The 13,157-nt window shown below is 58.7% G+C and carries 8 protein-coding genes; all 8 read right to left on the bottom strand.

All coding sequences use genetic code 11. From position 1 onward, the window contains the following. Positions 1–44 precede the first annotated feature (44 nt). The 8 genes from EOC83_RS15280 to EOC83_RS15315 all read right to left on the bottom strand — a co-directional run bounded on the left by EOC83_RS15280 (position 45) and on the right by EOC83_RS15315 (position 12,826). Positions 45–1,085, bottom strand: coding sequence for a glycosyltransferase family 2 protein (locus tag EOC83_RS15280; protein ID WP_063167492.1), 1,041 nt, complete (start codon positions 1,083–1,085; stop codon positions 45–47). Continuing rightward, positions 1,082–2,449: a lipopolysaccharide biosynthesis protein gene (locus EOC83_RS15285; protein ID WP_013533110.1), complete on the bottom strand. Its 1,368-nt coding sequence runs from the start codon at positions 2,447–2,449 to the stop codon at positions 1,082–1,084. The genes EOC83_RS15280 and EOC83_RS15285 overlap by 4 nt, the downstream gene beginning before the upstream one ends. Before the next feature lie 184 nt (positions 2,450–2,633). After that, entirely contained in the window at positions 2,634–4,892 is a 2,259-nt protein-coding gene (locus tag EOC83_RS15290) for an exopolysaccharide transport family protein (protein ID WP_244514268.1), read from the bottom strand. Next, positions 4,867–6,864 carry an asparagine synthase (glutamine-hydrolyzing) gene (asnB, locus tag EOC83_RS15295; protein WP_063167493.1) on the bottom strand — a complete coding sequence of 666 codons (1,998 nt, stop codon included), beginning with the start codon at positions 6,862–6,864 and terminating at the stop codon, positions 4,867–4,869. Before asnB ends, EOC83_RS15290 begins: the two co-directional genes overlap by 26 nt. Then, a complete protein-coding gene (locus EOC83_RS15300) occupies positions 6,865–8,124 on the bottom strand; it encodes an O-antigen ligase family protein (protein ID WP_063167494.1) in 1,260 nt (419 codons plus the stop codon). Beyond that, on the bottom strand, positions 8,121–9,329 hold the full coding sequence (locus EOC83_RS15305; protein ID WP_063167495.1) for a glycosyltransferase family 4 protein: 1,209 nt from the start codon (positions 9,327–9,329) through the stop codon (positions 8,121–8,123). Before EOC83_RS15305 ends, EOC83_RS15300 begins: the two co-directional genes overlap by 4 nt. A gap of 416 nt (positions 9,330–9,745) precedes the next feature. After that, positions 9,746–11,515, bottom strand: coding sequence for a calcium-binding protein (locus EOC83_RS15310; RefSeq protein WP_063167496.1), 1,770 nt, complete (start codon positions 11,513–11,515; stop codon positions 9,746–9,748). Between the two features lie 327 nt (positions 11,516–11,842). Then, the gene (locus tag EOC83_RS15315; RefSeq protein ID WP_164745800.1) at positions 11,843–12,826 is read right to left on the bottom strand and encodes an ATP-grasp fold amidoligase family protein; all 984 of its coding nucleotides are present in this window, start codon (positions 12,824–12,826) and stop codon (positions 11,843–11,845) included. Positions 12,827–13,157: the final 331 nt, after the last annotated feature.

Consider the following 13,157-nt stretch of genomic DNA (forward strand, 5'->3'; position numbering starts at 1 on the left):
GTGCGCGCAATCTGTCGCTGATGTGCTTGTCGGCCAGCCTCACCTTACCGCCGTCGCGTGCGCACCCGGCCCAATCTTGGGCGGATTGCAAACACGTGATTAAGCACGTGCCAGCCCGCCACCTTCATGACCGAAGGCCGGAAGATCTGTATCCCATCCAGGAACGTGGTCAACCAGGACTGCTGGTGGAACCGCATGGGAATACGAGCAACCCGCAGCGCCCGCAGCAATGTCTCGGGAGGCGGGAGATGGTTGCGGTCTTTGATGAGATTCCAGTTAAGCTGCTTGACGGCGAGGGTCACTTCGTCGACCTCGCGGAAACTCTTTGACGTGGTAATGCTTGGATGGCTCGTTGCATCATAAAAGGTAAGCGGATCGCTTATCGCCACCATGTCCCCATGGCTGGCTAGATCGACGAAGAACAGTTGATCCACTCCGGCCGGAATCTCTTTGTGCGTGCGCATCAAGCAGCCGGCACGAATGACGTCGCTGTTGATCAACAATGTGGATGGAATGATCCCCAGGCAGCGTGTCGCGCGCACCAGATAGAGGTCCATCAGGCACTGCTGGCTGGAATAAAGGGAGATCGCTTCCTGCTCCTTGGGGACTTGGCGAAATCTCACTCGCTTGTCCTCGATTATGTTTGCGGCTGACGTCATGAAGGCAACCGACGGGTGCTGTTTGGCAACTTCGGCGAATGTCCTGAGTGCACCTGGCGCAAGCCAGTCATCGTCGTGCAGCAACTTGATCCACCGTCCAGCGCAAGCCAGCATAGCGTTGTTGGTGTTCTCCACCTGACCGCGACCTCGGCTGTTCTCGATGATGCGGATGCGAGGTTCGCTTCGTGCATAGTCGGTCACGATAGCCCAGGTCTCGCCCTCCGGTCCCTCGTCGTCGCTCACGACCAACTCCCAATCGGAGTAATCCTGACCCAGGACGCTGTCGATCGCCCTGCGGATCGTATCGGGCCGGCGAAAGGTTGGTATCCCGACAGAGATAAAAGGGCGTGACCATGAGACATCGGCACGGTCATGCTGGGTGACCGCAACTGCCGCTTGAAGATTGTCAACCGACGACGAATTCATGGTGTTTTTTCCTCGAGACATTCATGTTGGATGCACGTTGCAGCGCCTGCTGGTTGGGGGTCGTGGGTCAACAAATACAGCGATGCTGCCATTTTCAGAGCGAAACCCGACGCGCCGCCGGCGGCCATGAAATAGATGACGGTGACTGGCTGCCAGCCCGCCTGGGCGCCGGCGAGCAGCGGGCCAAACACGAGAACCGCTCGTGCGAGGTCGATGACCAGTCTTGTTCCTTGCCGACGTAGCAGAGCGGGAACGTCGCTAAGCGGAGTAGACAACGCTTGTGCCGCGCCCATCAGCGCCAGTGCGGTCATGATTTCCGCGGTGGGCATCCAAGGCTCGCCCAGGAGCGGAACGACCACATAGGGCGCGGCGAGTCCAAGCAGCAATATCGGCACCGCGGTAAAGCCGGCGGCCAGCAGGAGAAGCCCGCGTGCCACGCCAAGCAGGTGTCCACGATTGTTGTTCTGGTTTGCTTCGGCGACAAAAACATTGCTGAGCGGTGAAGCGATCAGCGTCACTGGACCGGTAACCAGGCGCGTTGCCACGCCCAAATATCCGGCAAATGCGGTGCCGAACAGCCCACCGACAAGAACTGCCGGAAGATTGTTGATCGCTATGCTCGCGAGTGTTGCGGGGATATCGAACAGAGGAAATTTGTATTCCCGCCGGGCCTTTTCGAACACCGCACGCCAAGGTGCCCGGGCGATGCCGCGCAAATCCTCCCAGCTCGTCACCCGATAACCGATATACCCGATAAAGACGAACTGGCTCAAAATATGGGCATGGATCATCGCTTCGCCGCCAAGGTTGGCAATGCCGAAAACCAATTGCAGTGCAGCCATGCTCGCCGGCAGGATCAGCCGCCCAAGGGCAAAGTCGCGCAAAAGCCCAGCACGCAGGCTCCAGCAGTTCATGGCTTCGACCAGACCTGCGCCTCCCATTCCGATCGGAATGAGCCAGGCAAGCGAGCCGAGGCGGTTGGGAGCAAGGTTCGACAGCATCTGTCCGGCCGAAAAGGCCAGGACGGTGGTCACGAACACAGCCAAAAGGATAAGCTTGACCGTCACATAGGCCTGGGCGCTCCCCTTAACCCCATAGAGTGACGCCTCGAAGCGCAATGCTGCGACCCCGGCGAGTATGTTCACAATCGACAGATAAATCGTAAAGATGCCGAAATCCGCAGGCGAATAGAGCCGCGCCAAGACCGGAATCGCAGCAAGAAGGGTGAGTTGGCCGACAATTGCCATCGCCGACACCTCACCAGCTGCACGAATGATCGAACCGATCGTGCTCGGCCGAACAGCGATGATGGCTGTGTCGGCCGCGGGAACCATCTTGGGTCTCAGAAGGTCGCTCAGTGCCATCGGTTCGCGCTTCCGAGGGAGGCAAATATCGGGGATTGCCGCAGCCTACGATGCACACCGAACGTTGCCATCATTCACCTGAATGACGCGCTCTGCGGACAGGCTGCACCCTGAATCGTCCGGGCCGCTCCCTGGATGAACCGCCCCCGGATCGTCCGCGGCCCAAGGACGAGCCTATGCTTGGTCATGCTATCTGCTCGCGCAAGAGGTCGGCGCTATCCTCGAGCCGATATCCGGCATGTTTTTTCAAGTTCACTTGCGTGAGGACGCTGCCGACGGGTACCGCAAGAGAACCGTTGCCCTGAAGGAGTTCCAGCACCCCGCGAGCGAGGGTACGTGGCGTTTTCCTCCATCGGACGGCAAAAAGCACCGCATCAGCCCATCCAGCCAGAAATTTGGCTTCCGGCCGCCCGAGCGCCGACGGCAGGTTTATGATGACGATGCGATAGGTCAAGTGCAGATCCGCCATCACTTTGCCCCCATCCTCGCAGGACAACACCGCCAGCAGATCGTCCGACGGAGCAGCGGTCATCACGTCGATGCCGATTTCATGCAGACTGGCCACGGCGTTTTCCAGGTTGCTGCGATTGCAGACATAATCAGCGAAGGAATGGCGGCTCTTGCGCTCGCTGAACTGATGCAGGAACTCGAGCGTGAGTTGAACGCCCTTGCGTTCAAGATCGATCAAGAGAACACGACCGCCCATCCGCGTGCCGGCCAGCGCCAGACTCCATGCGAGCTCGGTCCCCCCATCCTCCGGGACGCTGGAGGTGACAAGCGCCGTGTACGACGAACGAGCCCTCAGCGCATTGGGCGCCGCAGCAATCAGCAACGACGTCACGGCGCGGCTATAGGCGGAGCTGCGCTCGCCCAGGACAAGGGTTCGCAGTCGTTTGGCATGCACCCTGCCTGCTTCGGGAATCTGCCCCATACATGGAACCTTGAGCACCGCTTCCGCCTCGGTCTCACCGCGGAAAGTCCGATCGAAGTGATTGCGCATCGTGACGAAAATCGCGCCCAGTATAGCGAACACAATCATCCCGGGCGGAACAAGGAAGATGGCGGGCAAGGTCTGCGGGATGGTCGGCGGCCATGCCGCCGATAGGATGGAAATTCCAGCCGAGGGAACTCCGATACGCCGCGTCAAATCCTGTTGCCGGCCAAGAAGTTCGTTGTATCGCTGGGTCAGCAAACTGACCTGCGGCTCGAGAACCCGCAACCCGGAAAGCCGGCTGGCGGTGTCGGCCATGACCGCATCCAAAATGGCCTTCCGGCTCTCAAGAGTGGCGATCTGGGCACGGAAAATGTTTGCGTCCGCAGCAATCTTGTCGATGCCTTGTTCGACCTTGCTTTCGGTCAGGTTTCTGAGTTCTTGGTCCGCAGGCGCGCGAGCCTGTCGAGCCGCAAGATCGGCAAGTTCAGGCCCGCCAATGGCTTCGGCCACGGAGACGAAAGAAGCCCCCTGCGCTCGAAGCTCCTGAACATGTCGCAGCCGAGTTTCCACAGCGGCGAGATCTGCGTTTGACATCGACAATTGCTGGCTGAGGTCGGCCCGTTCCCTGGCTGCATTGTCCGCCGAGCCTTGGTCGATGGCTCCGTGGCTCAACCGATATTTCTCAAGGCGGTCGGCCGCTGCCTGCAGATCGTTTTGCAGCCTGGGCAGGCTGGTGGTGATCGCATCGAGTTCTTGCTGGTCGGATGCCTGCCTTCTCCTTATCAGATTGTCGACATAGACCTGAGCGAATGTGTTGGCCACGAGCGCCGCCCGCGCGGGACTGTCATCGGCGAAAGCGACGGAGACTACTCTCGATCGCAGCTCCTGCCCGACCCGCATTCCTTGCCGCAAGGCTCTCAATTCAGAGGCATCCTCGGCCTGTGAATCGCTGATTGTTTTGTCCGCTCCTGGCCACAGTCGGTCCAGTAGACCACCGGCAAGCGAGCGTGTCCTCGGGGGAGGGATGGCAGACGGCTCAAGCCGGGAATTCCCGCTAGCGGAATTGTCCTGTCCGGTTTCAGCCGCACCTGTCTTGCGCAGTGCCGCCATGACGCGGCGCAGATGGTCTTGCGACGATAGCATCGTGATGTGGTCATCTATGCTTGAATCGACGAGGTCCTGCGAAGACGGGGCGCCGACGGGCAGTGAACCGCGCGATGGGGCGTCGATGATAAGCTGAGTAGTTGCTTCGTAGAGAACCGGGCGAAGACTTCCCAGCAACCCCGCCAGCAGCCCGCCCAACACAGCGAAGGCAACAATAGACCATTTTCGCCTTGCCAGAATCACGAAGAGTTGGTGCGACGCGGTGGCCGGCTCGACATATTCGCGCAATGACCGCACGTGCACTCTGCCTTCGAGAACCGGTGCTGGTGGTTGATTGATCCGTGGCAGCTGGATCGGGCTGATTGCGGAACCTACCATTTTATACTCCTGCCAGATCGGGTTCATGAATTGGGCCGGTTTCCTGTGCTTGCCGGTTGGCTCGGCTCCGCCAGGCCTGGAACATCAATGCGGACCACAATTCGCGCGAGCGGTTCTGGCCATCAATGTGATCGCGCCAGCAGGCGTCGATCTTCGCAGCGTCCAATACGTCACTGCTTTCTGCTCGCATGTCGGCGAGAAGATCGCTGGCCCAGTTGCGCAGCGGACCCCGCAGCCATGCTGCGATAGGGACATCGAAGCCCTGTTTCGGACGCTCGATCAGGTGCTGCGGGAGATAGCGGCGTAGCAATTGACGAAGGATCCATTTGCCGGCGCCATCACGAACTTTCATGTTGGATGGCAGCCGCCAGGAGAATTCGACAACGCGGTGGTCAAGCAGAGGACACCGGCCCTCAAGGCTGTTGGCCATAGTGGCACGGTCCAGCTTCACCAAGATATCGCCAGGCAAGTACCCCGCCATGTCATCGCACAGAAGACGGGAGAGCAGGTCGTCAAGCGGCGGACCGCCGTGGCCGTAGATTGGTTCGGTGGGCCGCTGACGTCCCAGGTTTTCAGCCTGTGGCCGCGCCAGCCGCTGAAACAATTCGTCTTCATTCGATGCCGTGAGCAGCCGGGCGAGACGTTCCATCCGGTCGCTCCGGATAAAATGCCTCGCGCTCGCAGAGAGTGGCAGTTTGCCGATGACATCGTCGCGTCCGGCGCGTGCGAAAAAACCTGCCCCTGCCGCCAAGGTTCGGCGCAGTTGTCGGGGCAGGCGCAGGTGTCGTTTCAACCGCTCCGCCATGAAGTGGCGGCCGTATCCTGCGAAGCATTCGTCACCGCCGTCGCCCGACAGCGCTACGGTGACGTGCTGACGGGCGAGCCTGGCAACGAGCAAGGTCGGTATCTGCGATTCATCGGCGAAGGGTTCATCCCAGACCTGCGGCAACTCGGGAATGACGTCACGTGCGGCGCTGGGCGAGAGGTGAAGTTCGGAGTGGTCGGTGCCCAGATGACGGGCAACGGCCGCTGCGTATGGAGCTTCATCAAAGCCGCCCTCTGCGAACGAGATCGTGAAACTGCGAACCGGCTTGCAGGATTGAGCCTGCATCAGGGCGATCACGGCTGAGCTGTCGATCCCGCCCGACAGGAAGCCACCCAGAGGGACGTCGGCCATCATGCGTTCCCGCACGGCCAGCCGAAGCCGGTTGTCCAGTTCGTCAACCAGATCTTCGTCGGTGCCGGTAGCGGGGTTCCGTCGCCCATCGGCTGCAACGTCAGCCAGTGACCACCAGCGGTGAACGCGTTGCGAAAGACGGTCCGCGCTGCGGTCTTCGGCACAATTCGCCGCGGTGACGGAAAGGACGGAACCAGGCGGCAGTTTGAACACGCCTCGCCAGATACAGAGATGGTCCGGCACCCATCCCGTTGAAAGCATTGCCGCCGCGGCATCAAGATCAAGGTCGGGAGAGAAGCCCGGAAAGGTGTTGATCGCCTTCAGCTCAGAGGCGAAGACCAATGCGTCTCGGGTCGAAGCAACATAGAGGGGCTTTTTGCCCATCCTGTCACGGGCCAGATAAAGGCTTCTTGTCTTCAGATCCCACAATGCGAACACGAACATTCCGGCAAAGCGTTTGAGGGCGGTTTCAAGCCCCCAATGCTCGATTGCGCTGAGCATCACTTCGGTGTCGCTGGCGCCTTGAAAGGTTTGGCCCGCACCCTCAAGTTCGCGACGTAAATCGCGAAAATTGTATATCTCACCGTTGAAGGTGATCACGTATCGGCCGCTGGCAGAATGCATCGGCTGGTGCCCGGCGGCTGACAGGTCGACAATTGCCAATCGCCTGTGGCCCAATGCGATTCCAGCCTCGCGATCGGCCCAGAGCCCTTCGCCATCCGGGCCCCGGTGACGCAGCGATGCGGTCATCCGCCCGATCGCTTGGAGCGGCTTTATGTCTGTGGCATCGGAAGCCAATAGAATTCCGGCGATCCCACACATTTAGGGCACCCTGGGCTCGGCAAGTTGCCGCCGAAGTGCGGTCGGATTTCCGGCAACGAGGCAGAAAGCCAGCGAAAACCACACGATCGGATGGCGGATGATCAGGTGAGGCATGCTGAAGATTATCGTCGACGCACCGAGCACCAGCAGCGCGTCGAATCCCGCTCGCCAGGCAAGCGACATTGCGGCTCCCACGATCCAGACCAATGCCATCACCGCAAGCAATCCGCCCTGCAGGTAAAGGTCAAGAACGGTATTATGGGCCTCGAAAGGTCGCTGCAGAAATTGACGGTCGGCGACGGGCGGGCGCTCGAGGTGAGGCCCAGGGCCCAATCCCAGCGACCCGGATTTCAACCCCGTTTCCACCGCGTCCTGCCACAGATAGAGCCGGAGTTCGAACGTTTCGAGTGTCGCTTCCCCACCCTGGTCCTTGGTAAGGCTCTTGGCAAAATGGGCGACGCTGGCCTCTTCGGTGAGCGCGTAGGGCGTCATCGCCAGCGCTAAAGGCAAGGAACCCGCCAACAGCACAATTGCTGCCAAGCGGGGCAGGCTGGCGCGACCGCTTGTTGCGATCCATGCACGAAGCCGCAATCCGAGAAAGACGAGGCAGCTCAGGATACTGGTGTAGAGATAGGTGTCGCTCTTCGTCAGCCGGCCGACATAAAAGGTCAGGATCAGGCTGGAGAATGCGAGCAAACGGCGCCATGGGTTGCGGGTGGTCGTGGCAAGGTGCAAAGCCAGGGGGCCAAAAAGCGCGCAATAGAGCGCAAGTTGGTTCGGGTTCTCGGACCAGCCCCGGAATCTGTCCCAGAACCAGGGGTCGACGCCGGGCTGGTGGGCTACCCCAAATGCCAATCCCAGCTGAATTACGAAGCTTCCATTGGCGATGGCGATCACCCACCAGGCACTGCGGCGAAGGTGACGATCGGCGTCGGGCTCCGCGGCCGCCAGGCATGTGAAGCCGGCCAGCAGCATGTAGGCCATCAGGTCATGTACCAGCCCGGTCAAGTAAAGGACGGTGGTCAGGTAGCCGACGATCGTGCCGATTCCCAAAGCCAGCGACAAGATCAGCCAGAAGCTCGCCAGTTGGACAAAAGCGGGTGTGACCTGGAGACGACCCCCGGCGAATATTCGTCCAATCGCCAGAACGATCCAGATCGCGATGAACAATTCGCCATAGCCGAGCGGCAATCCCGGAACGGCCAGTTGCGTCGCGTAGGACATCGCAACTCCCAGGGCGAGCAAGGCGTCCCGGATCATTGACGTGCTCCGCCCCGGTGATCTGCGAGGCTGCCCTCAAGCGCGACAGCAGGGAGCGGTCGCGGAAGCCCCGCGCGGAGTGTGTTTTCGTACAGGTCGCAGTACTGATCGACCACCAACGGCAGGGCAAATCGCTCCCGCACAAGTTCAGCGGAACGGACGCCCATTGCCTTTGCCCCAGCGCGGTCGGACAGCAAGTCTATTGTTCGCGAGGCAAGGGCATCGGCGTCATGCGGTGCAACCAGGTAGCCATTCCACCCGTCTTCGACGACGTCTCTGCAGCCTGGCATCCTGGAAGCCACGATTGGCAGTCCCGAAAGCCCCGCTTCCAGCAACACACGCGGTACTCCTTCGCGATACTGGGTGGGAAAGGCGAATACATCGGCCATGCCGAGGAGATCAGCGACATCGCGTCGTGGACCCAAGGCCAGCACATGAGATGCGTGCCGGTCGATCTCGGACTTGTCGATTGCGAATGAGCCTTCGGATTCTCGCGGGCCGACAAGCACAAATCGTGCTGCTGGTCTTTCGGCCACGACGCGAGGAACCGCCTCGAGGAGGGTTCCCACACCCTTCTGACGGGTCAAGCGGCCGACAAAGATCACCACTTCGGCGGACTGGAGGCCGAGTTCCCTACGCATCTTCGTTGCCGAGGACCCGAGATGGCGCACCGTTGCGAACGCATCGACATCGATTCCGGAACTGCGTATCAGTCGCGAGCTTCCGCGACCGGTCAGCCGAAAGCGCTCGAAGAACAGTTGGTCATCACGATTTTGGAAAACGGTCGCCGCCGTCCACGAAGACGCGAGCCATTGCAGCGCGCAATAGACCGGACGCAGGGCCAAAGCGCGAGGCGCCAGAGATGAGAACGTCCAGCCCAGCCCGTTGATGGTGCGAATAACCGGAACTGTTCCCCGCATGGAAAGGGGCGTCAACAGATTTGGCTTGGTGTCGAAACTCTGGATGATGTCGGGCCGAAGCTCCCGCATCAATCGGCGCATCGTTCCGAGAGCACGCCATTCCCCGCCGCCAGATGCAAACCGGTCGAAGGAGAACCTGTGATGCGAAATGTCATGCCTTAAAAACGGTACGGGAGAACCGCTCGAGACCGCCGTAACGCGAAAGCCTTTCTCTCGCAGCGCGATGAGGAAGGGAACTCTCAAGGCGTGATCCTCGCCTCCCACGCAGACCAGATGTGGGTTCATCTGCCTCTCCCCAGCGCACACGGCGGGCAATCGAGTAACTGACGCTCTCGATGCTGCCACGGCCCGGTTTCATCACCTATGAGCGCATCCCGCCCGAGTGCACGCTATGGGGAGGCCGGGTTCCTGTCCTCGTCCGTTTGAATGACACCATGATGTTTGGAAAGGGGTAGGACCAGTGAGGCGAGATTCCCTCGCGGTGGGGGAGCGCTAATGTCCCTCCTGTCTTGCCGACGCAGTCTCACCGGGACGCCCCCACGGCATTGCCTGAAGTGGGTACGATGAGTGGCTGGAGTAAGGCGTGGCGGACCTGAACTCCGCGGCTCGCTGATGGGCGCGAAGTTCGGACGCTCGGCCCAAACGACTGTCGGCGAGGCACCAAGACCTCGCCGACCTTTAAGGCATTCGTCGCTGGAGCGTCAGGTGACCAGGAAAGACGATGCGGTAATCGACAGATGCGGAGAGAGGCTCGCGAAATGGATCTGGTTTGCGCCTCCGACGCCGTCGCTGTCGAAAGAAAGAGCTCCGGTCGAACTGTTGTAGATAATGTGATCGGAACTGTCATGCGCCGCTTTGCCGGCAAAGAAAGCGTCCGACGAGAGGCCCCCCTGATCGAGACCGGCAAAGATGGAATGGTCGAGGTGGATCTTGTCCTGGGCTTTGTTGAAATCAGTGATCCTGTCGACGTTTCCAGCGCCAAGGGCGGTACTGAACACGAAGGCATCTCTGCCCCCGTGCCCGGTCAACGTATCGGCTCCGCCGCCACCGTCGATCTTGTTGTTACCGGCATTGCCTTGAATGGTCTGTCCGAATTCGTTGCCGGTCAGATTGATGGCGGCCTTGCCGGACGTCTTGGTGGTTGCGAGTTGCTCGATGTGCGAGCCAGCCGAAAGAGCGAAGCTCACCGAGGCAAGAACCTTGTCGAGGCCGCTTCCTCCCTGCTCCACCACCTTGTCGTGGGCATTGTCGACGTAATAGGTGTCATTGCCGCCATAGCCGGTCATCTTGTCGGCGCCACCGCCGCCATTGATCTTGTTGGCACCGCCATTTCCATAGATGGCTTGACCGAATTCGTTGCCGGTCAGGTTAATGGACGCCCTGCCACCGGAATTGGCGGTGGAGAGCTGCTCGACATGTGATCCCGCCGTAAGAGCGTAACTCACCGAGGCCGCGACCTTGTCGAAGCCCCCGTTTGGCGCTTCCATGACCTTGTCATGAGCATTGTTGACGAGATATTTGTCATTGCCCCCGGTTGCGTGGAAAACGTCTGCGCCGCGCGTGCCATGGAAGACATGATCGCTGCCCGACGGGGCCGGCCCGGTGGGAGCAGGGGTGCCGACGTGAGTAGGAGGTGTGGTCGGTGTGCCGACCGGATCACTGACCGGGGGCGTGACAGGATCACTAACCGGGGGCGAGACCGGGGCATGGGTGCCCTCGAGATTGTGCTGGAGGAAAAAGGCTTTCAGTTCCGAGGCGCTTTCAAGCGCGGTGTCGCCATTCTGCGTTCCCCATTTATAGGTATAGTCAAAGGCCGGCGACGGAACCAGTGCGGCCCAACGATCAATCATGGCCTGCTCCTGGGCAGCGGTGGGCATGACAAACTTGCCGCCAGCGCTGGTTTCCCAGTTGCCACCACCGAACGCCTGGTAAAGCGGGACGATCTTGTCAATCGGGATGCCCGCTTCACCGGCAGCCGCAACCATCTTGTCGATATGGGTGTAGTCGGGAGCCGAAGTGTTGTTGATGGGGTAATAGCCGATACCGTAGAAATCGATGCCCGTATTCGCCGGATTGTAAGCGGCGTGGGCCGGGTCGTTCGGGTTCATGTAGCTCGGGGAGCCATCCGTGCCCAAGTTCATCATCGTGATGAAGGTCTTGGCGCCGGGAACATGAGAATGAATCCAGTCGGATTCCGCCTTTAGATTTGCAGCGGTTGCGTAGCTGCCCCACTTGCCTGTCGGATCAGGCTCGTCGCTAAGGTAAAACCCGAACACATTTGGATTACCTATGAAGGGAGTGACTTTATCAATGAAAGACGAAGTTACTCCGTCGTGCTCACCGAGATAAACCAAGCCTTTCATGCCATCCGGCAAGGCATTGACTTGCGAAACGTACTGAACATCAGCCAGATTGAATCCGGCGGTTGCGATCTCGGCGGCTGATCCACCGGACGCGTAGTGGAGTGTCATCCAAAAATCCTTTGGTTGATTCGGTTATGCCCCACGTCTGCTTAGTTGACGGCGCATATTAGGCCCAAATCAAATACGACACCCGCTGGATAGAATCTTTGATCGCCGACAGGATTGCTGCACAGCAGGAGATGTTCCGCTTCGGGTCAACCGAAGTCTTTTAAAACAGTGCCGCAACAACAACATAAGCCCCTCTCATCCGGCTCATTGTTGAGCCGCGTGATTGGGAAATATCCGCCTTTCCCGACCGGGTTATCCCCAACTAGGGGAAAGCCAATTGGGGTGCCTCGGCACATGAACCGAGGCTTGCGCTGACGCCCTCGCGGCTCACCCGCCAACTTGACGGTCGAAAGATCGTGCCGCTTGCGGCGTGAAGCGGCCACCTATCGCTGCTTTAGGAGCACTTTCTGCTTTGATCCTATTTAAAAAATCGATGGCCCAACTCTCGTTTGAAATATGATCCGACCCAGCGCATGGAGAAAAAGTCATCTCTCCAAAATATATGTCACCGTTAATGCTGTACAAATCGACCCTGACAAACTCAACATCCCTAGATATCGTTTCCGCGATCTCGATCATTTTTTCGAGATTTTCCGGCCTTTCTACGTTTTCTGGTAGGTCATAACCATACATGACATCAATCTGCTTAAAATCCGGAAGAGAAAAGACAGCCCTTTTATGATCAACAAATCTACCGACGTCGACCTGAAGATAAATTGCCTTGCCGCGAACGCAAAAGAATTTGTAGTCACTTAATTCACCACCAGTAGAAATGTTGTCTTCGACAATTAATTTCTTTTCCATTTTATAATATTGTGTCTCTCGTCCGATATTAAAGTACGACCTCTTAGAGAAATTTAAGAATTCCTCTAGAGTTTTCCTATTGAGCGGTTTGTCGAGGAATATAATTTTTCCAGAGGAATGGGTCGGCTTCATCACGAAATGACGTCCGAGGAAAGGCTGGATCCAAAGTAAAATGTCATCTGCCGTCGTATTTCTATCTATCTTGAATACAGAGATCGTCTTTGGGATTTTAAGGCCTGCGATTCCACTAGCTATGTACTTAGCATAATGCTTATCAACGCAAATCTTCTCCAGGTATCCCCATCTATTTCGTATCATTCTGTCAAATATAAAATCATTTATCGTAGCCGATTGACTGGAAACCCGTCTTGGGAACCTGTTGTTCCCGTTAAAGAATCCCGCTGCTGCTATGGGGTAGTTCAGAACGTAGAAATTCGGGGTTATCAAGCTGACCCTATATATCGTTTCCCAGACAGCTCTTCTTAATTTCCGATACTTCTTTTCCACGCAACACCCCACTACGCGGATAACGCACGGCTAACGCGGCGTCCGCTCTGATAACGACGATGGCGAAGGCGCGATCCGCCTCCTTGGGCAGGTTGGCAGCCGTCACAGATGGGGCCGGTCGAACCCGTCGGCCAGCGCCCCGAGGTGAACGAGCCCTCCAGTCGCCATCCCTGCGCATGCGTTAAACCACAATACGTCAGGCTCGATCACCGTCCTCCTCCGTTTGAATGACGATCCGGCGTGCCGGCCTGACGGTCGTCAATTTGCCGCCTCTGGAAGTCTGGGAGACTGATGGTCTGCTCGGGTGATTGGTGTATCGGGGCGAGATCAA

Source organism: Mesorhizobium sp. Primo-A (assembly GCF_003997175.1).
Classification (GTDB): domain Bacteria; phylum Pseudomonadota; class Alphaproteobacteria; order Rhizobiales; family Rhizobiaceae; genus Mesorhizobium; species Mesorhizobium ciceri.